The organism is Kitasatospora aureofaciens (assembly GCF_019192735.1).
GTDB classification, from domain to species: Bacteria; Actinomycetota; Actinomycetes; order Streptomycetales; family Streptomycetaceae; genus Kitasatospora; species Kitasatospora aureofaciens_A.
In genome coordinates, this window is record NZ_JAHTKP010000004.1 from 1 (window position 1) to 24,632 (window position 24,632).

A 24,632-nucleotide genomic window follows, 5' to 3' on the forward strand; every position below is an offset into this window, starting at 1 on the left:
CCGTCCGCCGTACGCAGTGACTCCATGAGGCGGAGTAGGTCAGACTGGGACAAGGCCATCGCGCACCTCTCACTCAACGAGCCTTCCTACTCGGAGAGTTGCGCGATGGCTCCTTCATGACCAGGGGTTACACCAAGATCCCTGCTACACCACTCAGCGGGACGCCATCCGAACACGTCCGGTGCAGCCGTAGCCGACCTCCCCACTTCGGCCGACGATGTATAGCCCGGTACCGCAGTTCCCACAGGACGACAGACCCGACAGCCGGTGGACACTCTTGGGCGCACGGCTGCCGCTGCGCTTGGGGGCAGTCTTAGCGACCAGGGCGTCATGGGTGGCCTGGTCCCACAGGGGATCGGCGAGTCGCATCGGACGGCCGTCCTGCCCCAGAACCGGCCTGCCGCCGTGCATGAGGTAACCCAACGCTGCCTCGCTGGTCAGGATCTCATAGACGCTCCTGGCGACCCATGGAGACCCCTTCGGCTTGCGGCCATAGAGCTGCGCTCGACGGTCGCTCGGCGATGGGGTCCTCTCCCGGCTCAGCCGTGCAGCCTCTGTGGCACAAGTGATCATGCCGGTCTCGTCCAACAGAATCCGCTCGGCCACGTTGCGGATGATCTCCGCCGCGACGGGATCGATCTCGACGTGATCGACTTTGCCCATCGGCACCAGCCGCACGTACTGGTAGCCGTATGACGGCATCTGCTTGGGCTGGCCGGCCTCGCGCGCCCGAACTGTCTCCTCACGGTTGCGCTTCTGGATCGCGCGGAGTTCCATCTGCGATCCCCACGCCTTGATCATCCAGTCGTTCTCCTGGTTGGGGTCGCTGAAGTCCCAGATCCCGTCATGGTCGCCGGTCACGATCAACCGACCCTGCTCGGTCAGGAGAGCCTGCGTGTTGAGCACGCACCGCACGTTGCGCCCAATGCGGTCCACGGCGGCGGCTACGGTCCCCGAGTATGGGCCCATCTCGCCCCGAAGCCACGGACCGAGTTTAGGCCGCGTCATGGGGTCGGTGGCGCCGGACACCTCCCAGTCGTCGGCCCACCCGATGATGTGCCCTCCAACGGACGTGACAGCCCGTAGGATCTGACTCTGCTGCTTTTCCGGGCTGTTGGTCTTGTCGGTCTTCCTGCTGAGTCGACGTGTCCCCACGAAGCACAACCCGCACCCGTCGTACTCGGTCGCAATCACATCGTCCATGACACTTCCGTTCTATGGATTACGGAAGTACCTCGAGAGGGCGAAGTCGCACATGAAGCAGTCGGCGTTGCAGGCTTCGAGGATGCGGATGAACAGGTAGCGAGGCCGCGCAGGCGTGGTGGGGGACACCCGGAACCTTTTCGTTCGGAGTTTCGGACTTCGGAGGAGGAGCGGATGGTCAGCGCAGGAGGGCGAGCAGGGCGTCGGCGACCTGGGCCGCGCCGTCCGTGCCGACCTGCCGGGTCAGTGCGCCCCAGTCGACGGCCTCGTCCGCGCAGCGCCGCAGCGCGGCGAGCACCGACTCCCGTACGGCGGCAGAGGTTTCGCGCTCATGGCGGTCGGCGGCGCCCGCGGTCCCGCCATAGATGAGGTCGAGCGCGCTGCCCTCGCCCTGGGTGCGCAGCGCAAGGGCCTCGTCCTCGGCGAAGACGGTCTTGGGCCAGACCGTCCGGACGTCGGCGCCGAGGGCCCGGGTGTGGAACCGGCCGTTGAAGATCTGACTGAGGTTCTGCGGCGGCAGGCACACCGTCGGCACCCGGAGCCGGCCGGCCTCCAGCAGCGTGGTGAGGCCGGGTGAGGTCAACAGGACGTCTCGGTCCGCGAGTTGGTCCAGGAAGTCGTCATGGGCGAGCGGACCGATGGTCGTCCGGGCGGGCGCCGCACAGGAGTCGAGCAGGCTCCCCGCGAGCCTGGTGGGCAGGTTGCCCGCCACGTGGACGTCGTCGACGCCGTGCGCGGTCAGCGCCGCGAGGACGGCGGGCAGCACGAGCCGCGGATAGACGGTCCAGTCGGGGAGCTGAGGTGCCCGCAGCCCGCCGAGGTTCACCAGCGCCCGTCGGAACGGCCGCGCGGACGGCGCCCGTTCGGCGATCCCACGCGTGCTGATCACCGCGTCGACCCAACGCAGCGAGCGGACCTCCGCCAGCACCCCGGCGCACTCCGGCGGGAGTTCGACGCACTTCTGCGCGCAGTAGACGTCGGCGTCCAGGGGGAGTTCGTCCCGGTCCCCGTCCGACCACAGGAACGGCAGGCTGTCCACGAACACGGTCGGCACGCCGCAGGCCATGAGCGCCTTCGCCAGCCGCCCGTCCAGCACGACCAGCGCGGCCCGCACCCGTTCGTCCCGGACGATCCGGGCGACGGCTGATGCCGAATCGCCCTCCGGCAGGTCGTACCACCGCTCCACGGGCTGCCCGGCCAGCAACGGCCGCCCGAGCCCGGACGCCAACCCGACGTACCGCAGCGGCTCCGCGGCCCGCTCCCGGAGCGCGGACAGCACCGCGCCGAGCTTCCCCGAACTGCCCCACCCGAACTCCACACCGGCGACGGCGACGGCGCCGGCATTCGTGTCATTGTGCATCCGCTTGTGCCTCATACCCACAGCAGGTCGGCGGAGCCTCAACTCCGGTCGGTCGTCTGGGCATCGGCCCCGGCGCGGGCATGGATCGACCACCGCACGGAACCGTTGCGGACCCTTGGTATCAGCGCGCCGCGTACGGTCGCTCGGCGTACGGACCGAAACGCGGCCGGGTCCACCCGATCGAGCGACCAACGCCGGTGTCCCGGTGGCGGAGAGACGGCGGCGGAAAGTCGGTGGCGGAAAGACGGCGGCCCGCCGGTCCCCGAGACCGGGGACGGGCGGGCCGCCGTGCTGCTGCCGGGCCGCTCAGGCGAGCTGGGTGGGCACCGGCTGGGACTTGCCGAGGGAGGCCACCCCGGCGGGGGAGAGCGCCTGGTCGAAGACCTGCACGTCGCTGATCCGGCCGGCCGCGTACTCGCCGTAGCCGCCCTGGTAGAGCCGGCGGCCGAGCTGGAGCGGTCCGGTGGCGTTCCAGACCGTCCCGGCGTAGTCGGCGGTGCCGGCCGCCTGCCCGTTGACGTACAACCGTAGTTGCTGCCGGTCGGCGTCGTACACCCCGACCAGGTGGTACCAGGTGTTCACCTTCGGGCTCAGCGGACCGTCGGCCGGTCCGTAGGCGCTGGAGAACGCGCCGGCGGTGTCGTCCGCGTGGGCGTGGCCGATCGCGAAGGCGTGTGCCCAGTTGGAGTAGTACAGCTGGAGCCCGTTGGCGCTGGTGCCCGACTGGGAGACGAAGGTGGAGTTGTTCTTCAGGTCGGACAGGTTGACCCAGGCCGAAACGGTGTAGCCGGCACCGGTGTTGAGCACCGGACCGGCGGTGGCGGCGTACGCCGAGGAGCCGTTCAGCGCGAGCGCGCCGCCCTGGGCGGGATCGGTGGTGGTCGCCGCGCCGCCGTTCAGCGTGAGGCCGTTCGCCGGGCGGATGCTGTCGGTGGTGTCGGCGAGCTTCCACCAGTCGACGGGCTGGTGCAGGTAGCCGACGGTCAGCGGGCTGCCGAACTGGGCGGTGGCGCCGGCGGGCGTGGCGCCCGGGTACTCGATGATCTGGCCGCTCGTGGTGGTCGCGTAGATCGCCGGATTGCCGGTGCCCTGCGCGTCACCCGGCGAGCCCGCGGTCGGGAAGTCCGTGCCGCCGAGGCCGAGCGGCAGCACCGGCTGGGCGGCGGCCAGCGCGTTGCCGGCGGTGGTGGCGGCCCAGTTCTGGCCGGCGGAGGCGGCGCAGTCCTGGATCACCAGCCGGGTGCCCGGGGCCTTGTTGGCGGACGGGTCGGCCAGGCAGCGGCCGGAGGCCGGGTTCTTGAGGGAGCCGGGGTTCGGGCCCGGCACCCACTGCTGGGCGGCGGTGTTGTTGCAGGTCCAGAGCTGGACGGGGGTGAGGTTGTCGGTCCGGCCGCCGGAGACGTCCAGGCACTTGCCGAGGACGTGCAGCGTGTTGTCGGCGCCCCGGGTGAGGGTCTGGGCGTTGGTGCCGTTGCAGGCCCAGACCTGTGCGGCAGTGCCGTTGGCGGTCTTGGCGTAGTCGATGTCCAGGCACAGGTTCTTGCCCGCGCCGTCGAGGACGGCGGAGACGAGCGCGGCGCGGGCCGGTGCCGGGAACGAGGCGGTGGGCGTGCCGTTGGCGAAGGTCAGCGGGTAGCTCAGGACCGCGCCGGTCATGTTGTCGCGGGCCCACAGGGTGGGCACGCCGCCGACCTTGCCGGGGGCGAGCAGGGTGGTGTCGGACCAGTCGCCGGTGCCGATCCGCACGCCCGCCGCGAGGTTGCAGCCGGCCTGGAAGCTGCCGGGGTAGTACCGGAGTTCGCCCCGGTCGACGGTGATCAGGTCTGGCGCGTCGGCGAGTTGGGCGAGCTTGCCGGGAGCGAGGAGCTGGCTGACGTTGTTCCAGGTGCCGTCGCTGCCGCCGGCCGGGCAGCTGCCGGAGTTCTTGATGGGGATGACGTTCTGGGTCAGGGTGAAGCGACCCGCGGTGCCTCCGGCGGTGGTGGCGTCGTTCGGGTAGAGGTAGAGCTGGTGGGTCGCCTTGTCGAAGGCGAACAGGTCGTCGGTGTTGCTGCCGGTGGCGGTGCCCCGGTGGGCGATCAGGTAGTTGTTCCAGCCGGTGCCGTCCGGGCTCTTGTCCTTGGTGGAGATCACCTGCGGGGCGGCGGCCGGGTTGCTGTCGCCGCGGACCAGCACCAGGTCGCCGTCGGTGGTCGGGGCGGCGAGGTCCGGGACGCCGTCGCCGTCCAGGTCGCCCTGGGTCACCTTGGCGGCCGGGTTCCACGGTGCGAAGAAGCTGTACTGGGCGGTGGTGGCCTGGGTGTTGCCGGCCGCGTCCACGGCCCGGACGTAGAGGGTGTGGGTGCCCCACTGGGCGGCGCTGAGCACGATGGGCACGTCGGCGGTCGCGCTGCCGCCGCCGTTGGGCGTCGCCGGCACCCAGAGGGAGCCGTTGATGTCGGTGTCGAGCGCGTACTCGAAGCGCTTGACGCCGCTGCTCAGGCAGGTGCCCTGGCAACCGCCCGGGGTCGGGTCGGTGGCGGTGACCTTGACGCTCACTCCGCTGTCACCCGCGTGCCCGGTGGGCGCGGCGGACCCGCCGAGCGGGGGGAAGACCGGGGAGTCGGCGATGGCCGGGACGGTGGGCGGGGTCAGGTCGACCATGAAGGAGCAGGTCGGCGAGACCGGCCCGGTCAGCGTGCTGTCCTCGGCCTGGACCGACCAGCTGTACTGGTGGCCGTCGCTGACGGTGAACCCGAGGTTGGTGCGGACGGTGCCGCCGCCGGAGACCCAGTCGCTGGTCGGCTGGCTCTTGGCAGCCCCGCCGGCCTGGGTGTCCCAGACCTTGAACCGGGCCCGCAGGTTGACGCCGCTCATCCGCGTGCTGAGCCGGGCGCCCAGCGCGATGTCGGAGGCGCTGCCGGCCGTGCCGGAGTTGCCGATCCATCCGGGCCGGGCGTCGCAGCCGTTGCCGTCCGGGTTGTGGGCGGCCGGTGTGGTGGCGAGCGCGTCGGGCTGGTTGGGCGCGATGTCGAAGACCGTGACCAGGTACGGGTTGCGGTTGAACCGCATGTAGTCGTTGTTGTCGTCGGACTTGGACTCGTTGCCGTAGAGGCCGAAGGTCCAGGTGTCGGCGTGGCCGGCGAGCTTCCTGATCTGGCCGGTGACGTCGAAGTTGGCCTCCTGGTTGCCGCAGTTGCCGCCGCCGTTGGCGCTGGTCGGGTACTGCGTGCCGAGCCAGCCGTCGCCGGTCACCGAGGGCTGGTTGTCCCAGCTGGTGGACGAGGAGATCCGGCCGACCGTGGCGAGGCGGACCTGGGCCTTGTTGGTGCAGTCCCACGAGGCGCCGTAGGTCTCGGTGAGGTGCAGGACCGACTTGGAGATCACCATGTCGGCGCTGAGGTTGCCCAGGCCGACCTCGTAGAAGGAGCGCTGGAGGCCGTAGCAGTCCTTCCAGTGCTGGTAGCCGATGCCCTGGCCGTTGTCCTGGGCGACGTCGTAGTAGGTGTAGCCGGGGCACCCCTCCTGGACGATCGTGTAGTGGTTGGTGGTGCTGGTGACCGGGCTGACCGCGGGGTCGATGTACAGCGGCCAGACGGTGTTCTGACCGGTCAGCAGCTTGGCGTCCGGGGTCAGCACCAGGGCGTCCGGTGTGGCCTCGACACCGATCGGGGCGACCTGTGCGCCGCCGCCGGGCTGGTGTTCGGCGGGGGCCTGGGTCGGGGAGCCGGTGGCCCGGCCGGCCGAGTCCCACATCACCGGGGTCGGGGCCGTGAACGCGGCGGTGCCGTCGCCGTCGCCGGCCGTGAGGGAGCCGTCCCGGCCCGTCGTCAGGGAGAGGCCGTCGGTGGTGTGCGTGGCCAGCTGGAGCGACCTGAGGGCCGGATTGGCGGCGGCGATGGCGTCGTGGACGACCAGGACCTCGCGCAGGCCGCCCTGCTCGGTGGCGGTGACGTGGAGGTCTACACCGGGCAGCACGCCGTCGTAGCGCGCGCTGTCGCCGCTGACCTCGGGGGCCGGCAGGCCGGCCGGGAAGGTCAGGGCCAGCCGGCGGCCCTTCGGGTCGGTGAGGGTGGCCAGCGGTCCGGTGCCGCCGCCGGAGAGGGCCAGCCCGGCGGGGGCGGTCTTCGGCGAGAACGTGCCGTCGCCGTTGCGGGCCAGGCTCGCGTCGAGCGGCTTCCACCGGCCGTCCTGCTTGACCCGGACCGGCTGGAGGTGGGTGGTGAGGGTGAAGGTGCCGTCGGCGTTCGCCACCGTGTCGGCGGTCTCCGTGGTGAGTTCGTCCACCGTGACCGGGCCGCCGGACACCCGGGCCTTCGCCGAGGCGGCGCCCAGCGGCGTCGCGGCGGCCGTCGAGGCCGGGGCGGCCGGGGACGGCTGACCGTCCGCCAGAACCGGGCCGGCGCCGCCGAGAAGCAGTCCGGTGAGTGTGGCCGGTATCACCACGGCACGCGTCAGTATGCGCACCGGATGGCTCCGGGCGCGGGTGATTTCCCCCATGAGTCGCCCTTTCAGGACAGCTGGGGACGGCAGCGGGTACGTCGTGATGTTCTTCACAGCCGGACGCCCCGTCGGATGCCGTCGAGTGTCGGATTTGCACCGCATTTGTTCGTGTTCATCCGGCTGTGGCCCGCCCCGGTGGATCCCCCGGAAGCATCGTGCACGGCGTGGTTGCCGGAGCAGGCCTTTGCTGGTGAAACATCTGTGGCAATACGGTGCCGAACGATCATACGTATCGTCAGCTGTTCGCACTCGGCGGGCATCTGAAAGGCTCTTGTTCGACAGGGGGATGGTTCGGCATGCGATCAAAGCTGCGCCGGATTCACGGTCCCCGCGCGCGTGCCCTGGCACGACGCGGGACGGTCGCCGTCGCGACAGCGGTGACACTCGCGCTGCTGACACCGATGGCGGTGGCCGAGTCGGTCGTCGGCGGCTACCACTACACCGACAAGGAGTGGGCGGCCGACCCGCTGCCCGAGCCGGCCAAGGTGCCGGGCCATCCTGCGGGCAGTCCCGGTGCGAAGCCCGTGCCGGTGCTGACCGCAGGGGCGCGGGAACTGACGGCGCACCGGCCGGTGGCGCCCGTCTGGCCGACCGCCTCGACCACGACGGTCGACCTCGGCGCACCGGCCGGCGGAGCAGCACCGGCCGGCGGAGCGGAGCGGGCCGCCACACCCGCCGGCCTGCGGGCGTCCGACGTGAAGGCCGGTTCGTCCCCGGTGTCGATGGCCGTCGCCGAACCCTCGGCGGTGGGCGCACGGGCCCGCGCCCTGGTGAGCCCGCTGGCACCGACCGCCCCGGTCTCCTCGGTGCAGGTGCGCACGGCCGACCGCGAGCAGGCGAAGGGCGCCGGCGTGGACGGTCTGCTGGTCGGCCTGGAGCGTGCCGACGGACGGTCCGGGGTCGGCGGGGCCTCCGTCTCGCTCGACTACGGCGCCGTCGAGCAGGCGTACGGCGGTGGCTGGGCCTCCCGGCTGCACCTGGTCGCCCTGCCGGGCTGTGCGCTGACCAGCCCCGAACTGGCGGCCTGCCGGGTGCAGACGCCGATCGAGTCGGTCAACGACCCGGTGACGAAGAAGCTCACCGCCACGGTCGCCCTCCCCTCGGCCGCCCCGGCACCGAGGTCGGCGAGCCTGTTCGCCTCGCGCTCGGCGCTCGCCGCGCAGTCCTCGCCCGGTGTGGCGGTGGCCGCCGTCGCCGGCAGCGGCGGCTCGCAGGGCGACTACGGCGCGACCTCGCTCTCCGCCTCGGGCGCGTGGAGCACGTCCGCCTCCGGCGCGTTCACGTACCGCTACCCGGTCACCGTCCCGCCCGCGCTCGGCGGGGTCTCGCCGCTGGTCGCGCTCTCCTACGACTCGCAGTCGGTGGACGGCGAGACCTCCGCGCGCAACTCGCAGTCCTCCTGGATCGGTGACGGCTGGGCGTACAGCCCCGGCTTCATCGAGCGCTCCTACAAGTCCTGCAAGAACGACGGGATCGACGACTCCGGCGACGAGTGCTGGGCCGGCTGGAACGCGACCATCTCGCTCGGCTCGCACAACGGCAAGCTGATCCGCGACGCCAACGGGGTCTACCGCCTGCCGAACGACGACGGCACGCGGATCGAGCGGCTCAGCGGCGCGGCCAACGGCCTGTGGGACGGCGAGTACTTCAAGGTCACCACCACCGACGGCACCTCCTACTACCTGGGCCTGAACCACGCCCCCGGCACCACCTCGGACGGCGCCACCAACAGCGCCTGGGGCGTGCCGGTCTACCACCCGAAGTCGGGCGACCCGTGCTACGACGCCGGCAAGGGCAACGACTCGCGCTGCGACAAGCCGGTCGGCTACCGCTTCAACCTCGACTTCGTGGTCGACGCGCACGGCAACACCCAGCGCTACGACTGGGCCACCGAGTCGAACTACTACAACATGGGCTTCGGCCAGGTCGCCAAGAACGGCGACGGCGGCACGATGACCCAGTACACCCGCGGCGGCTACCTGACCCAGGTCTCCTACGGCTACCTGCTGGCCGACGCGCAGGCCGGGCGGGAGCCCTCGGCGAAGGTCGTCTTCAACACCGCCCAGCGCTGCACCACCTCCGACAGCGTCTGCCAGGCGTCGAACCTGTCCAAGGACACCGCCACCAACTGGCCGGACACCCCGTACGACCTCGCCTGCAAGTCCGACGCCAAGACCAAGGTCGACAACGACAACACCGACGGCGTCTGCCTGATCGGCGGTCCGACCTTCTGGTCCACCTACCGGCTGAGGTCGATCGACACCGAGGTCAGGGTCGGCAGTGCCTGGCAGGACGTCGACAGCTACGAGCTGAAGCAGGTGTTCTCCGACGCCGGCGGCACGATGGACCCGGTCACCGGCAAGACCCAGGACCCGAAGACCACCGGCGCCCTCCAGTCGGTGATGTGGCTGTCCCAGGTCGTCCACACCGGCAAGGACACCTCCGGCGGCGGCAGCGGCAACCTCGCCCTGGACCCGGTGAGCTTCGTCGGCGTCGAGATGGACAACCGGGTGGACGGGCTGAGCCCGGCGGCGCCGCCGCTGTACCACCCGCGCATATCCAGCATCCAGACCGAGACCGGTGAGTCGATCGCGGTCTCCTACCGGGCGCCGGAGTGCTCGCGCGACGGCAACCGCATGCCGTCCTCCGCGGACGCCAACACCATGGCCTGCTACCCGGTGTTCTGGAACACGCCCGGCGGCAAGGACCCGATCGCCGACTGGTTCAACAAGACCATGGTCGCGCAGGTCGCCGAGAGCGACCGGACCAAGGCGGGCTCCCCGGCCAAGGTCACCAACTACGCCTACAGCGGCGGCGCGGCCTGGCACCGCGACGACTCCGAGCTGACCGACGACAAGCACCGCACCTGGAACGACTTCCGCGGCTACCGGACCGTCACCACGACGACCGGCGCGGCGCCCGACCCGGTCACCCAGACCGTCGTCTCCTACCTCCAGGGCATGGACGGCGACTACAAGGCCGACGGCACCCGGCGCAGCGTCAAGCCGGCCAACTCGCTGGGCGAGCAGACCACCGACAGCCCCTGGCTGGCCGGCACCGCCCAGGAGACGGACAGCTACACCCAGGCGGGCGGCACGGTGAATCGCAAGGTGCTCACCGATGCGCCCGGCACCACGGTCACCGCGACCGCGACCCGGACGGCCTGGACCTCGGAGGACCCGGCGCCCGCGAAGCTGTCCACACTGCCCGACCAGACCGCCCGCCGGGTCCAGTCCACCGGCACCCGGTCGATGGGCCTGCTCTCCGACGGCACCTGGCGCACCAGGCAGTCGAACCAGGTGAACGACGCCCTCGGCCGGCTCTACCAGGCGGACGACAAGGGCGACCTCGCGGACCCCGCCCAGGAGACCTGCACCACCACCAAGTACGCGGACGCACCGGCCGCCGGCCCGCTGCTGCTGACCGTCCCCGACGAGACCATCACCGTCTCGGGCCCCTGCGGCACCGCCGAGAGCGCCGCCACGACGCTCTCGCACAAGCGGATGTTCTACGACGGCGACGGCAGCGTCACCAACCCCGGCACCTTCGGCGCCCTCGGCCAGAACGGCTCCACCCTCGGCCTGGTCACCGCCACCCAGGCGGTCACCTCGTACGACGCCCAGGGCAAGCCGGTCTTCCAGACGATCGGCGCGCTGAGCTACGACAAGTACGGGCGCGTGACCCGGAGCCGGGACGGGGCGGGCGCGGCCACCACGACCACCTACAGTCCGGACAGCGGCACGCTGCCCACCTCGATCTCCACCACCAACCCGCTCGGCTGGACCTCCAGCAGCACCGTCGCGCCCACCCGGGCGGCGGTCACCCACGCCGTGGACTCCAACGGCCGGGTGACGGACGTCGCCTTCGACGCGCTCGGTCGTCGCACCAAGGTCTGGTTCCCGGGCCGGAACAAGGCGAGCCAGAGCCCGGACAAGATCTACTCGTACGCCGTCCACGGCGCCGGGGACAACCCGGACCCGAACAGCGTGACCACGCAGTCGCTGCGCGAGGACGGCTCGTACAGCACCTCCGTCAGCATCTACGACGGCCTGCTCCAGGAACGCCAGCAGCAGGCCACCACCGCGGACAACTCCGCGGGCCGGCTGGTCACTTCGTACTACTACGACTCGCACGGCTGGAAGACGTCCTCGATCGCGCCCTACTCGGACCCGAAGAACGATCCGGGCACCACGATGTGGGCCGAGGCCAACAACACCGGCCCGTCGGTGACCCGCACCTGGTACGACGGTCAGGGCCGCGCCGTCTCCTCGGAGTTGGACTCCTTCGCCACCGCGCTGTGGCGCACGTCCACCACTTACCGAGGTGTGGACCGGGTCGACAGCACCCCGCCGGGCGGCGGCAAGGCCACGACGACGTACAAGGACGCGCAGGGCCGGACCACCGCGACGGTGTCGCGCGACACCACCGGTGACAGGACCCTGGGCGCCGGCACGACGATCTACTCCGGCGCTTCGGAGGTCTCCGGCGGCACGCGGCTGGCCGCGCAGGCCGACGGCAACCTCGTGCTGACCGCCCTGGCCGGCGGGCAAACCCTGTGGTCCTCGGGCACCTCGGGCCACCCGGGTGCCTACGCCACCGTGCAGCCCGACGGCAACGTCGTGGTCAAGGACCCCAAGGGCGCGCAGCTGTGGTCCAGCAACACGGCGGGCCACCCCGGCTCGTCGCTGAAGCTGCAGGCCGACGGCAGCCTCGCAGTCGTGGACCCGGCCGGCACCCAGCTCTGGTCCAGCGGCACGGCGAACACGGCGGCCACCGCCGACATCACCACCCGCTACACGTACACCTCCGCCGGCAAGCCGGCCACGATCAAGGACACGGTCGGCAACACCTGGTCCTACACGTACGACCTCCAGGGCCGGAAGCTCTCGCAGACCGACCCGGACAGCGGCACCATCACCACGGGCTACGACGCCATGGGCCGGGTCGCCACCACCACGGACGCGCGCGGCCAGACGCTCTCGTACACCTACGACCCGCTCGGCCGGAAGACCGGCGAGTACGCGAGTGCCGGCACCACCGACCCGTCGAAGCTGCTCGCCGAGTGGACCTACGACACCCTCGGCAAGGGCCTGCCCGCCTCCGCGACCCGCTACGTCGGGGGCCGGAACGGCAGTTCGTACGTCCGGCGGATCGACGGCTACAACGCGATCGGCCAGGCCACCGGCATGACCGTGGTGATCCCGGCCGCCGAGGGCAAGCTGGCGGGCACCTACCACGCGGGCGCCGCCTACACCGCCAACGCCAACCTGCTGTCCTCCACCACCTATGGCACCGAGGGAGGCCTGCCCGCCGAGACCGTCGGCTACGGCTACAACCTGGCGGGCGGACTCGTGTCCATGGGTTCGGCCAGTACGCCGTACGTCGCCACTGCCGGTTACAGCCCGCTCGGGCAGGTCTGGCAGACCACCATCGGCACGCCCACCAAGCAGCTGCGCACCGCGCAGACCTACGACCAGGCGACCGGCCGGGCGGCCACCAACCGGGTCACCCTGCAGAACAACACGACCAACCCGATCGAGAACCTCACCTACGGCTACGACGAGATCGGCAACGTCACGACCGTCTCCGAGGTCCAGTCCTCGGGCGGCACCGACCGGGTCACCGACACCCAGTGCTTCGGCTACGACGCACAGGACCGGCTGGTCACCGCCTGGACGGACACCAAGGGCATCACCGGCGCCACGGCCGGCCAGCTCGCCCGGTGCAACACGACCAGGCCGAGCCCGGCCACCGTCGGCGGGCCCAACCCCTACTGGCTGGACTGGCAGTTCAACCTGCTCGGTGACCGCACCCAGCAGGTCAGCCACGACGTGACCGGCAACGCGGCCAAGGACACCACCCAGACCATCGCCTACCCGGGTGCCGGGACGGCGGTCACGGGCCTGCCCAACGCCGCGGCCACCGTCACCACCACCAGCCCGACCAACGGAACCACCGTCCTGACCCCCGGGTACGACAAGGCCGGCAACACCGTCGGCCGGGTCACCACGGGCGCCAAGGCGAGCAACCAGACCTTCACCTACGACGCCGAGGGCCGGACCCAGAGCGCCACCACCGACGGAAAGCAGACCGCCTACCTCTACGACGCCGACGGCAAGCTGCTGCTGCAGCGCGGAGTCGGCAACACCACCCTGTACCTGTTCGGGGGCATCGAGCAGCTCAGCCTCGACACGGTGGCCAACAGCGTCAGCGGCCTGCGCTACTACCGGGCGCCCGACGGCACGGTGATCGTCCGCTCCAGCAAGGGGACCATCACCTACCAGCCGGCAGGCCGCCAGGGCACCGCCCAACTCCAGGTCGACGGCTCGACGTTGGGGATCACCCGGCGGTCCTTCGACCCCTACGGCAACCCGCGCGGCGCCAACCCGGCCAACTGGGCGGACAACCACGGGTTCCTCGGCCAACCCGCCGACCAGACCACCGGCCTCAACCTGCTGGGAGCCCGACACTACGACCCGGTCACCGGCCGCTTCCTGAGCGTCGACCCGGTCTTCGAGGTCGGCGACGCCAACCAGATGGGCGGCTACGCCTACGCCGCCGACAACCCGACCACCGGGTGCGACCCGAAGGGTCTGTGGTGGGGCGAGGACTGGGTCGACGAGGCGGTGGACGACACCGGTGACTTCCTCGCCGGGGCCGCCGACTCGGTGGTCGGCGACCCGTACGAGTGGGTCGTCGACGGCGCCGCCGACGTCTGGAACAGCTGCGCCGACCTCTACAACGACTACGTCTACGAGGAGAACGCCTGGTACATGCCCGAGGCCGGGCACATGGACTACGTCGACGACACCCCGGTCGCGGACCTGTTCGGCATCGACACCGACTCGGACTCCTACATCGCGGGGCAGGTGACCGGCACCGTCGCCTCGATCGCGGTCGACGGATACGGGCTGATCAAGGCGGTCGAGGAGGGCGTCAAGGCGTACAAGGCCGCAGACGAGATCGAGGAGGGCGTCAGCGCACTCAAGCGGCTCCTCAGCGACGACGACTCGGTCCCGTCCGATCCCGACCCCTCGCCCACCACACCCAAGAGCGACGAACCGTCCAGCCCGAAGAGCGGCAGCAGCAAGGAGCCGAACAGCGAGCCGGGCGGCGCCGGCAAGGCCGGCGACGACGCGCCGACCAGCGGTGGCAAGTCGAGTGGCGACTCCGGTGGCGACTCCGGCGGCGGAGGCTCGTCCTCTTCGCCGGAGGGAACCACCTGCAGCTTCACCCCGGACACCCGGGTGCTGATGGCCGACGGCGGCACCAAGGCCATCGGTGAGATCACCGTCGGCGACCGGGTCCAGTCCGCGGACCAGAGCACCGCGGTGGACCAGGGCGCCCGGACCGTCACCGCGACCTGGGTGCACGGCGACGAGGACCTGCTGGACGTCACGGTCGTCGGCGACGACGGCAGGGACACCGAGCTCCACACCACCGCCAACCACCCGTTCTGGGACGAGACCACCCGGACGTGGACCCCGGCGGCGGAGCTGCGGCCCGGTCACACCCTGAAGTCCGCCGACGGGCACCTCGTCGTCATCCGCGCCCTGAAGGCCGTGGCCGGCGGCAAGGACATGTACAACCTGACCGTCGACCAGCTCCACACGTACTACGTGCTCGCGGGCGCGACCCCGGTCCTGGTGCACAACACCTGCGGAGAGATCGACTACGGGACCATCGACGCCAACGGACGCCGCTCCGGCATCGTCGCGGAGGTCACGCCGGAGATGGTCGCGCAGGGAGGGACGAAGGCGGCGCAACGGATCAAGCCGCCGGGCTTCGTGAGCGGGGCCAACGGCGACGCCCGGGGGCACCTCCTGCCGAAGGCGCTGGGCGGATCCGGCACCACTCCGGAGAACCTCGTCCGGACGACGGCGTCCATCGACAACGGCGTGATGAACACGTTCGAGCAGGAGATCGCCGCGTACGCCGCGAACAACACCATCATGTACGCGTCGACGCCGCTCTACCGGGCGGGCAGCAACGTCCCGTACGCGGTGACCATCGAGGCGTTCGACGACACCGGATGGTTCATGGGCAGGACGTTCTTCCAATGACGTTCACGCACTAGGAACAGACCAGGGGCGGAGCTTCGCGACGAAGCTCCGCCCCCGGGCGTTCCGGTCCTCGGGCGCCGGACGCTCGTCTCAGCGCCGCCACTCGTACACGCCGGGCGCCGTCTGCCGGGTCTCGCTCGGCCAGATCCGCACCACGTCGTCGAGCAGGCGGCGCTGCTCATCCACCCATCCGTCGGCCAGGTCGAGCGGGACGACCGCCGTGGTGCAGGAGGCCCAGCCGTCCTCGATGGTCACGACCGGTGTCTCCTGCTCCTCGTTGAACGCCTCGATCCTGATCACCGGCCCGTTGCCGAGGTCGAGCCACTCGATGTCACGGCCCGCGCCGAGCGCGTCCAGGGCCTGGGACCATGCGTTCAGGTCCGCGGGACAGCAGCAGATGGCCAGCCGCCCGCTGATGAAGCTCGTCTCCAGGACGACCTCCGCGTCGAGCAGGTCGTGCAGCTGAAGATTCCCGGGCGAACGCCGGCCCAGAATGCGGACGCGGACGCTGGTGTCGCCGTCCGTCAGCCTGATCAGATCCATGATGCCTCCCCGAAAATCCATGATCGTTTAAGTCCTGCCCTCACTATGCCACCGGGGACCCGGGCGGGGTAATCCGTGGACGTCCCTGGCATGATCGGTGCATGGTCGAACGAGTCATTGCAGCCTGTGACGGAGCAGCCAAGGGAAACCCGGGTCCGGCGGCCTGGGCGTACGTGGTTGCGGACAGCGCCGGAGCGCCGCAGCGCTGGCAGGCCGGTCCGCTCGGGCACAGCACCAACAACGTGGGCGAGTTGACGGCGCTGCGGGAGCTGCTGGCCGCGACGGATCCCGCCGTGCCGCTGGAGGTCCGCCTCGACAGCACGTACACCCGCGACGCCGTGACGAAGTGGCTGGTGGCCTGGAAGCGCAACGGCTGGAAGACCGCCGCCGGCAAGCCGGTGGCCAACCGCGAGCTGATCCAGGAGATCGACGCGCACCTGGAGGGCCGGGACGTCACTTTTGTGTACGTCCCCGCCCACCGGGTGGACGGCGACCCGCTGAACGCCATCGCCGACAAGGCCGCCAGCGACGCCGCCCGCACCCAGGAGGCCGCGGGCGGAACCGCTGCCGACCTCCCGGTCCCCGCCCCGGCCCCGAGCACCGCACCCCGCACTGGCCGCACTTCCTCCCCGTCCACCCCGAAGCGGACCTCCTCAGCCGGTTCGCGAACCCTGTCCGCCCGCTACCCGGGCACGTGCCCGTGCACCCGCCCCTACGCCAAGGGCGACAAGATCACCAAGGTGGGCAGCACGTGGGGCCACCCCGAGTGCGCGGGCGCCCACGCCTGAAGCCGGCAGGACCGCAGACCGTCGCGCACCCGTCCGCCTGGCGGACCCCGGCCCGACCCGGTTCGCGCAGATGGTCGGTGCGGCCTCGCACGATGGCCGCGATGAATCCTGGGGAGCGCCGTTGCGGGGCATCGACGGCCGGTTCGAGCTGGTCGGGCGGCTCGGCGGCGGGGGGATGGGGCTGGTCCGGCTGGCGCGTGACGTTGCGTTGCACCGCGAGGTCGCGCCCAGAACGGCACCGTCACACGCCGGCCCGGCGGAACGGTGCCTCACAAGGACCAGCTGATCAACCTGTCGTCCTTCAACTGGGACGCCCTGCCCGGCCTGGAACAGCAGGCCCTGGCGGCCGTCCGCGTGCCCCACCCGACGTGGAGCAGCCTCAGTATCGATATCAGCCCCCTCACGAACGCCCCGGCCCTGGAGTTCTCGCTCTTCGACGACTACCGACACGGCTCCCTTCTCGCCGACCCGGCGGGGACGGTCAAGAACATCTCCCCGGCCTGACCGGGGTTCGCCGCCTTCTGCGAGAATCGGCCGCGGCGGGGAGCCGAGGAGGAGGGTGTCCGTGAGCGGCGAGACGGTGCGGTCACGGATACCGCAGCTTCGGCTGGACGAGCTGCTGGAGGAGCTCCAGGCGCGGATCGACGCGGCCCGGGGCACCCGGGACCGGGTGCACAGTCTGCTGGAGGCGGTGCTGTCGGTCGGTCGCGAGCTGGACCTGACGCAGGTGCTGCGGCGGATCGTCGAGGCCGCCGCCGTCCTGGTGGACGCGCGGTACGCGGCGCTCGGGGTGATCGGTCCGGACGGGGAGACGCTGTCGCAGTTCCTCACGGTGGGCCTGGCGGAGGAGGAGATCGCCCGCATCGGCCCGTACCCGACCGGCCGGGGCCTGCTGGGCGAGTTGATCCGCCATCCGGCGCCGCTGCGGCTGGCGGACCTCTCCGGGCACCCGTCGTCCGTGGGCTGCCCGGCGCACCACCCGGTGATGCGGACCTTCCTCGGGGTGCCGGTGCGCGTGCGCGAGGAGGTGTTCGGGAACCTCTACCTGACGGACAAGCAGGGCGGGGAGGAGTTCGACGCCGACGACGAGGCGGTGATCTCGACGCTCGCGGTGGCGGCCGGAGTGGCGATCGACAACGCCCGGCTGTACGAGGAGGCGCAGCGCCAACAGCGCTGGCTGAGTGCGAGTGCGGAGATCACCCGGGCCCTGCTGTCCGGAGGCTCCCGCTCCGAGGTGCTGGAGCTGATCGCGCAGCGGGCGCGGGAGATCACCGGCGCGGACCTGGCCGACATCTCGGTGCCGGTGGCCGGGACCGGCACGGTGCGGGTGGAGCTGGCGCTGGGCGGCGACGTGAGCTGCCGGGCGGGTCTGGTGGTGTCGCTGGAGGGGTCGCTGTCGGGGGCGGCCTGCGCCTCGGGCGTGCCGGCGACCACGGCGGACCTGGCCGGTGATCCGCGGCTGTCCGCCGGGCCGCGCCGGTTCGACGGGCTGGGCCCGGCGGTCGCGGTGCCACTGGGCCGGGCCGAGGGGCAGATCGACGGCGTGCTGCTGCTGGCCAGGGCGGCGGGCGAGCCGGAGTTCACCGATCGGGAGATCGGCCCGCTGCTCGGCTTCGCCGACCAGGCCGCGCTGGCGCTGGAGCTGGCGGAACGTCGGCGCGACGCGGAGCAGTTGGCGATGCTGGAGGACCGCGACCGGATCGCCCGCGACCTCCACGACCTGGCGATCCAGCGGCTGTTCGCCACCGGGATGACGTTGCAGAGCGCGGCTCGCGTCATCGAGCACCCCGGGGCGTCCGACCGGGTGCTGCGGGCGGTGGGCGACCTGGACGAGACCATCAAGATCATCCGGTCGACGATCTTCGGCCTGCGGGCGCGCGCGGACGCCACTGGACAGGGGCTGCGCGCTCGGGCTGTCCGGACGGTGGAGCAGGCGCAGGCGGTGCTCGGCTTCGCGCCGCGGCTGAGCATGGAGGGCCTGCTGGACACCGACGTTCCGTCGGAGGTGGCGGAGCACGTCCTGGCCGTGCTGGCGGAGGCGCTCAGCAACACGGCGCGCCACGCGGAGGCGGGCCGGGTCGAGGTCGTGCTCCAGGCGGTCGGCGGGCGGGTGGTGCTGACCGTGCAGGACAACGGGGTCGGCATCCCCGAGCAGGGGCGGCGCAGCGGCCTGCGCAACCTGGCGGAGCGGGCCGGGACGCTGGGCGGGACGTTCGAGCTGGACCGCCCGGCGGAGGGCGGGACGCGGGTGGTGTGGTCGGCGCCGCTGCCCGTGTGAGCGTCGGGGCCGCGTCAGGCCCGGGTGTCCGGGAGGAGGCGGCCGGTGACCAGTTCGGGCCGGATCCGGATCGAGACCTGGCCGGTGGTCTGTCCGGTGGCGGCGGGGTCCGCCGAAACGTCCGCGCGCCCCAGCACGGTCACGCTCCACCCGGTGCCGTCCCTCTCGTCGACCTGCCCGGCCTCGAAGGCCACCAGCGCGCCGGACACCGCCCGCACGAGTTCGGAACGGGCGGCGGCGCGGAGCAGCACGCTGCCGTCCCCGCCGAGCCGATAGCGGATCGGCAGCACGGCCGGCAGGGCGCCGACGGTGTAGACCACGCGGCCGACCGCGACGCCCGACAGAAGACGCAGCCAGTGCTGCTCGTCCGGCGGAGGGGTCGCGGTGGGGATGTGGTCGGGTTCCATGGGCCCGATTGTTCGCGTCGCGCACGTGGTTGGCGAGGGCCGTTCGGTCCCTGACCGGCCGCCGAACTGGTCGCAGTGTTGGTGGCGTTCTCACGGTTGATCGTCGCGCCTGCGCACTGGGCGCGACCGGTGCTGCGCAGAGTGACGGCATGAGAAGTGTCACTGGCGTCACCGCTGTCGTGGTCCTGGTCGCGGGTGCGTTGGGCAGGGGGTCGGCCGGGTACCGGGCGGGCGCCGTGCCGGCCGGTACCGGCGTCGTACGTGTGCGGGTGGCGCCGGGGGTGGGCTACGAGGCGTTCACGGTTCGCACCTCCCACAGAAGCGCCCGGGTCCACGTGGTGACGGCGGATCTGGACCGTGCGGGGGTGGGGGCCGGGCTGCTGTACCCCGGTGCGGTCGCCGCCCGGCGGGCGGTCTCTCGGATGGGCGAGGACTCCGGCGCTGTCGCCGCGATCAACGGTGACTTCTTCGACATCACCGAGGAGCAGCACCCCGGTGTCCAGGCGACCGGGGCGACCTCCGGCCCTGCGGTCCTGGACGGCCTGCCGTTGAAGGGCGCGGTGCCGGAGGGCCAGCGTTTCGGCTGGACGGAGCCACCCGGCGACACGGACGAGGACGTCTTCGGGGTCGGGACGGACGGCAGGGCCCGCCTGGGCCGTCTGACGCTGCGCGGTCACGTCTACACCCCCGAGGGCGCGATGGTGCTGGGCGGCCTCAACCAGTACGCCCTGCCGGTCGATTCGATCGGGGCGTTCACGGCGCTGTGGGGTGGGGTGTCCCGGGCGCGCGCCGCGTGCGGGACCGATGACCACCGGGCCGCCCCCTGCACCGACGACACCTACGAGGTGAGCGTCCGCCACGGCCGGGTCGAGGCGGTGTCCGACGGCCCGGGCGCCGGTCCCATCGCCCCGGGCACCACCGTGCTCCTCGGCCGCGAGGCCGGCGCCCGCGCGCTGCGCGAACTGACGCCCGGCACCCCGGTGGACGTCGACTACCGCCTCGCGTCAAGCGTCCCGGTGCCGTTCGCCTTCGCCCTGGGCGCCTACCCGCTGATCCGGAACGGTCGGCTGCTCGCCGGCCTGGACGCGGTCACCGCCGAACCCCGCAGTGCCGTTGGCATCGCCGGCGGCGGGCGTGTCGTGCGGCTGCTCTCCACCGACGGCCGGGAAGGCGCCTCCAGCGGGCTCACCGTCAGCGAACTGGCCGACGTTCTCCGTGCCCTGGACTGCGAGCAGGCCGCCTACCTGGACGGCGGGGCATCGGCCACACTCGCCACCCGTGACCCGGCCACCGGCCACGTCCGGGTACGCAATCACCTTGACCATGACCAGGAACGACCGGTCCCCAACGGCATCGCCGTCTTCTCGTCCCGACACCGTCGGGCACTCGGTCAGGCACCGGGCGGATCGCTGCACTGAGTTCTGCTGCGCTTGCTCTCCGTACTGATGGCGTGCGCACCATCCAGCTCACCGGGTCGGGCGCGGTGACTGCGATGGCGACCGAGGCGATCCGGGCCGGGCGGTCCTCCTCGGCCATGGTGTGGTCGGCGGTGACGTGGAGCCCGGCGCGGCTGAGGCCGTGCCGGCCGAGGTAACTACCGGTGTAGTCGGCGGTGCAGGAGGCCAGGGCGGAGGCGCCGGGGACGGGGCCAGGGTCGTTGGGCCCTGCCGACGGGACCGGCGGGACTGGCGGGGCCGTCGGGGCTGATCAGGGCTGATCAGTGCGGATCAGCTCGGATCAGGGCAACGCGGCGCCGCCCAGCTGCGGGTTCGGGGCCGTTGGGCCCTCGCACTCGGCGCCCGTTCGTCCGATGATCGAATCACCGGCGCTCCCCGCCGGCAGGGAGTGATCCATCATGACGACCGAACCCGGCCTCACCACCGCGGACCTGCACCTGCTGGCCGAAGCCGGCGGTGCGGCCCCCTCGGTGCACAACAGCCAGCCCTGGCGCTTCCGCCCGACGCCCGACCTGTTCGGCCTGGAGGTCCACGCGGACCTCGGGCGGGCCGTTCCGGCCGCCGACCCGGACGGCAGGGCCCTGCACGTCTCGATCGGCGCCGCCCTGTTCAACCTGCGCGTGGCCGCCGCCCGGCTCGGCCGCGAGGCCGCCGTCCGCCTGCTGCCGGCCGGTCCCGGCGGGCAGCCGCGGGCCGTCCTCGACCTCTCCGCACCCAGCCGCGCACCGCACCCCTTCGGAGCCGACCTCTACCCGGCCATCGCCCAACGCCACTCCAGCCGCCAGCCGTTCACCAACCGGGACGTCCCCGAGACGCTCGTCGCCGACCTCATCGCGGCGGCCCGGGAGGAGGGCGTCACGCTGACCCTGCTGGAGGAGCACGGCGTACGCCGCGTGCTCGCCCTCACCTCCGAGGCGGAGGTCCGGATCGCCGCCGACGTCACCCGCGAGGCCGAGACCCGCCGCTGGCTGCGCCTGGAGCCGTCCTGTGACGGCATCCCGCTCGCCGCCCTCGGCTCGCACGACCGCGATGCCCACGTCCCGATGCGCAGCTACACCGGCCACCCGCCGCGCCACGCCACCCCGGCCGAGCGCTTCGAGGCGCTGCCGCCGCAACTGGCCACGCTCACCACCCACCTCGACGGCCAGGCGGACTGGCTGCGCACCGGACAGGCGCTGGAGCGGGTCTGGCTGCTCGCCACCGTCCACGGCCTGCGCGCCTCCGTCCTGCACCAGGCCGTCGAGATCCCCGACACCCGCTGGCGGCTGCGCGACCCCGCCGAGGGGCCCGGGCACGTCCAGCTGGTGCTGCGCCTCGGCTACGGCCCGCCCGGTTCGGCCAGTCCGCGCCGTGAGGTGGGGGACATCCTCGACCTGTCGGAGGCGTAGGCGAGGCGTAGGTGAGGCGTGGGCGGGCTCATCGACCGTTCGGATGGCATGACTCCGCGTCAGTTCTTCTTTCTGGTGCGGTATCCGGCCACCTTCGCGAGGTTGCCGCAGCGGTCCATGGAGCACCAGCGGCGGCGGCGGGCCTGGGAGTCGTCGAGGAAGAGGAGGGAGCAGTCGGGGTTCTCGCACTCCTTGACCCGGTCCAGTAGGGGGCCGCTGAGCAGGAGGGCGGCGTCGCGGGCGACGGTGGCGAGCGCGGCGGGGACGGGATCCGCGGCCTGCCAGTGCCGGGTCGGCCGCGCGGTGCCGCCTTCCTGATCAAGCGTCAACTGTGGTGCGAGGTCCGGCCAGTGGGCCGCCTCATTGGCGCGTGCGAGGTCGGCCGGGTCGGCGGCCAGGCCCGCCATTGCGGCGCGCAGGAGGTGGTACAGGGCCTCGCGCAGGGTGCGGGCGTCGGCGAGGTCGGCCGGAGTGGCGCGGTTCGGGGTGGTGCGGTTCGGGGCCGCGGGGAAGTCCGGCTGCGTGTGCAGTCCGGCGGCGAGCAGCCAGCGGTCCAGATCGGCCGGTTCGGGGATTCGTTCGAGGGGTTCGGCGTGGCGCCGGCCCAGGGTGGCGACGAAGTCGAGGCAGGCGCGGCCCCCGATGAACGGGAAGGCCGGCGGGTCGGTGGGCGCGGTGCCGGTGCTCATGGCGGCGATTCTAGCGCTTGACACCGGTTGAAGGAGTGTTGCTAGCTTGACACTAGTTCAACCGGTGTCGAGATGGCTGGAGTGACGTCATGCGTGCAGTGCGGATCGAAGAGTTCGGCGGCCCCGAGGTCCTGGTGCCGAGCGAGGTGCCGGACCCGGTGGCGGGGCCCGGGCAGGTGCTGGTCCGGCTGGCGGCGGCGGGCGTGAACCGGGCCGACGCCCTGCTCCGCTCCGGCCGCTACCACCGGGCCGGCCGGCCGCCGCTGATCCCCGGCGTGGAGGGCGCCGGCACCGTGCTCGCGGTCGGTGCGGGCGTGACCGGCTTCGAGGTCGGCGACCGGGTGCTGGCGATGGGCGAGGCCGGCCGGCCCGGTTTCTACGCCGAACTGGCCGCCGTCGACGCCGACCGGGCGGTCGTCCTCCCCGACGGCATCGACCTGACGTCGGCGGCCGCCCTGCCCTCCGCCTGGTTCAGCGCCTGGTACTGCCTGCACCGCCTCGCCCGGATCGGCGCGGGCCAGACCGTCGTGGTGCAGGCCGCAGCGAGCGGCGTCGGCAGCGCGGCCGTCCAGATCGCCGCCGCGGCCGGCGCCCGGGTGATCGCGGTCGCCGGCTCGGCGGAGAAGACCGCCTGGGCCGCCGGACTCGGCGCCCACGACACCGTCGACACCTCCGTCTACGCGGGCGACGCCGCGGTCGACGAAGTCCTGCGCCTGACCGACGGGCGTGGCGCCGAGGTGGTGCTCGACCTGGTCGGCGGCCCGGTCTTCACCCATAGCCTGCACGAGGCGGCCCCGCTCGGCCGGGTGATCGCCATGGCCAACGTGACCCTGACCCCGAGCACCGTCGACACCCGCGACTTCTACCCGAAGAACGTGACCATCCACGGCTTCCAGCTCACCAACCTCCTGGAGAACGGCTACGACCCGCGCCCCGACCTGCGCGAACTCGCCGAGGCCGTCGCCGCCGGGAGATTCCGGGTCCCCGTCCGGTCGACCTTCCCCCTGGAGCACGCCGCCGACGCCCACCGTCGCCTGGAGCAGCGGGAGAACAAGGGGAAGGTGGTGCTGGTGATGGAGTGACGTCACCGGGGCGGCTCGCGCGGGAAGTCGCCCGCCGCCCTGACCATGCGCGCGCCCTTGACACCTCGTTGGACGTCGCGGGACGGTGAAGTGCAAGATGTGGCAACCGGCCTGGTGCGGGAGGGCGTCGTGGATCTACAGTTCATCGGAATCGACCCGAACACGGAGCACGAGGGATCGCCGACGGTGTGGGTGGACCGGGACGCCGGGGAGATCGTTGTCCAGGGCTGGAAGCCGAACGACACGATGCTGTCCGTGATCGAGAGCATGGAGTGGGCTGCGGGCCACGGCACCGGAATCCCGGAGACGGAGGCCGTGGTCCGAATCCCTGCCCGGATGATCCCGATGCTGAGGAATGCATGCGATGACGTTGAGCGTACCGAGCTTCGCTGAGCTGCTCCAGGATGCCCAGCGGTCCGCTGTGCACCTGGAGATGCGCGATACCTACGCCGGACAGGACAGCGGCGGGTTCGCCGAGTACCTACGCAGCGGGTACGTCAACACGGACACCTCCTCGGCGCATTGGTCGCGCTGGGGTGAGATGGTCAGGGAGGTTGCCGGCCGCGGGGTCGTGCTGCGCCGGGCCCGGATCGTCTCCGAGCCGGTGACTGACTACATCCGCTACGAGCACGCCCTGACCGCGGCCAACATCGAGCTCGGCGAGCAGGTCCGCTGGCTGCCCCGCCGGCTGGCCTCGGAGTTGGCACTGCCGGGCAACGACTTGTGGCTGTTCGACGACGCGAAGGTGCTGTTCAACCACTTCACCGGGGACGGGGCCTGGGCCGAGCCGCGCCTGACCTACACGGAGGACCCAGCTGTGGTGAAGCTCTGCGCCAGTGCGTTCGAGGCCGTCTGGGAGCGCGGCGTCCCGCACGAGCGGTACACCGTCTGA

General features: G+C 72.0%; 15 protein-coding genes. 9 read left to right on the plus strand and 6 right to left on the minus strand.

Annotated elements, in window-relative coordinates; all coding sequences use genetic code 11:
• Positions 1 to 153: 153 nt before the first annotated feature.
• From KV557_RS05655 to KV557_RS05665, 3 genes are all read right to left on the minus strand, one after another.
• Entirely contained in the window at positions 154 to 1,203 is a 1,050-nt protein-coding gene (locus KV557_RS05655; RefSeq protein ID WP_218198619.1) for a recombinase family protein, read from the minus strand.
• A 178-nt stretch (positions 1,204 to 1,381) separates the two neighbouring features.
• Positions 1,382 to 2,563 carry a hydroxymethylcytosylglucuronate/cytosylglucuronate synthase gene (locus KV557_RS05660; protein WP_218198620.1) on the minus strand — a complete coding sequence of 394 codons (1,182 nt, stop codon included), beginning with the start codon at positions 2,561 to 2,563 and terminating at the stop codon, positions 1,382 to 1,384.
• A gap of 306 nt (positions 2,564 to 2,869) precedes the next feature.
• Positions 2,870 to 7,009, minus strand: coding sequence for a LamG-like jellyroll fold domain-containing protein (locus KV557_RS05665; RefSeq protein WP_218198621.1), 4,140 nt, complete (start codon positions 7,007 to 7,009; stop codon positions 2,870 to 2,872).
• 413 nt (positions 7,010 to 7,422) lie between these two features.
• On the opposite strand from KV557_RS05665, the gene KV557_RS44390 reads away from it, so the two are divergent.
• Positions 7,423 to 15,108, plus strand: coding sequence for a polymorphic toxin-type HINT domain-containing protein (locus KV557_RS44390; protein ID WP_218198622.1), 7,686 nt, complete (start codon positions 7,423 to 7,425; stop codon positions 15,106 to 15,108).
• A gap of 90 nt (positions 15,109 to 15,198) precedes the next feature.
• On the opposite strand, the gene KV557_RS05675 is transcribed toward KV557_RS44390, so the two are convergent.
• Positions 15,199 to 15,651, minus strand: coding sequence for a DUF5959 family protein (locus KV557_RS05675; protein WP_218198623.1), 453 nt, complete (start codon positions 15,649 to 15,651; stop codon positions 15,199 to 15,201).
• Positions 15,652 to 15,752: 101 nt separating this feature from the next.
• Between KV557_RS05675 and KV557_RS05680 the strand changes: the two genes are divergently transcribed.
• The 3 genes from KV557_RS05680 (at position 15,753) to KV557_RS05690 (ending at position 18,717) form a co-directional block, all read left to right on the plus strand.
• Positions 15,753 to 16,439: a ribonuclease H family protein gene (locus KV557_RS05680; RefSeq protein ID WP_218198624.1), complete on the plus strand. Its 687-nt coding sequence runs from the start codon at positions 15,753 to 15,755 to the stop codon at positions 16,437 to 16,439.
• 264 nt (positions 16,440 to 16,703) lie between these two features.
• Positions 16,704 to 16,943 (plus strand): hypothetical protein, encoded by a 240-nt coding sequence (locus KV557_RS05685; protein WP_218198625.1) that lies wholly within the window; start codon positions 16,704 to 16,706, stop codon positions 16,941 to 16,943.
• Positions 16,944 to 17,004: 61 nt separating this feature from the next.
• On the plus strand, positions 17,005 to 18,717 hold the full coding sequence (locus tag KV557_RS05690) for a sensor histidine kinase (protein ID WP_308129776.1): 1,713 nt from the start codon (positions 17,005 to 17,007) through the stop codon (positions 18,715 to 18,717).
• A 14-nt stretch (positions 18,718 to 18,731) separates the two neighbouring features.
• On the opposite strand, the gene KV557_RS05695 is transcribed toward KV557_RS05690, so the two are convergent.
• Positions 18,732 to 19,124 carry a pyridoxamine 5'-phosphate oxidase family protein gene (locus tag KV557_RS05695; RefSeq protein WP_218198627.1) on the minus strand — a complete coding sequence of 131 codons (393 nt, stop codon included), beginning with the start codon at positions 19,122 to 19,124 and terminating at the stop codon, positions 18,732 to 18,734.
• Between the two features lie 149 nt (positions 19,125 to 19,273).
• On the opposite strand from KV557_RS05695, the gene KV557_RS05700 reads away from it, so the two are divergent.
• Positions 19,274 to 20,542: a phosphodiester glycosidase family protein gene (locus tag KV557_RS05700; RefSeq protein WP_256176994.1), complete on the plus strand. Its 1,269-nt coding sequence runs from the start codon at positions 19,274 to 19,276 to the stop codon at positions 20,540 to 20,542.
• A 437-nt stretch (positions 20,543 to 20,979) separates the two neighbouring features.
• On the plus strand, positions 20,980 to 21,969 hold the full coding sequence (locus KV557_RS05705) for an Acg family FMN-binding oxidoreductase (RefSeq protein WP_218198628.1): 990 nt from the start codon (positions 20,980 to 20,982) through the stop codon (positions 21,967 to 21,969).
• Positions 21,970 to 22,028: 59 nt separating this feature from the next.
• On the opposite strand, the gene KV557_RS05710 is transcribed toward KV557_RS05705, so the two are convergent.
• Positions 22,029 to 22,658, minus strand: a complete 630-nt coding sequence (locus KV557_RS05710; protein ID WP_218198629.1) for a CGNR zinc finger domain-containing protein — start codon at positions 22,656 to 22,658, stop codon at positions 22,029 to 22,031.
• A gap of 89 nt (positions 22,659 to 22,747) precedes the next feature.
• Between KV557_RS05710 and KV557_RS05715 the strand changes: the two genes are divergently transcribed.
• The 3 genes from KV557_RS05715 (at position 22,748) to KV557_RS05725 (ending at position 24,632) form a co-directional block, all read left to right on the plus strand.
• Positions 22,748 to 23,740, plus strand: coding sequence for a quinone oxidoreductase family protein (locus KV557_RS05715; RefSeq protein WP_218198630.1), 993 nt, complete (start codon positions 22,748 to 22,750; stop codon positions 23,738 to 23,740).
• A 99-nt stretch (positions 23,741 to 23,839) separates the two neighbouring features.
• Positions 23,840 to 24,133: a hypothetical protein gene (locus KV557_RS05720; RefSeq protein ID WP_308129777.1), complete on the plus strand. Its 294-nt coding sequence runs from the start codon at positions 23,840 to 23,842 to the stop codon at positions 24,131 to 24,133.
• Complete coding sequence (locus tag KV557_RS05725; RefSeq protein ID WP_218198631.1) at positions 24,105 to 24,632, plus strand: DUF6879 family protein; 528 nt, start codon at positions 24,105 to 24,107, stop codon at positions 24,630 to 24,632. The genes KV557_RS05720 and KV557_RS05725 overlap by 29 nt, the downstream gene beginning before the upstream one ends.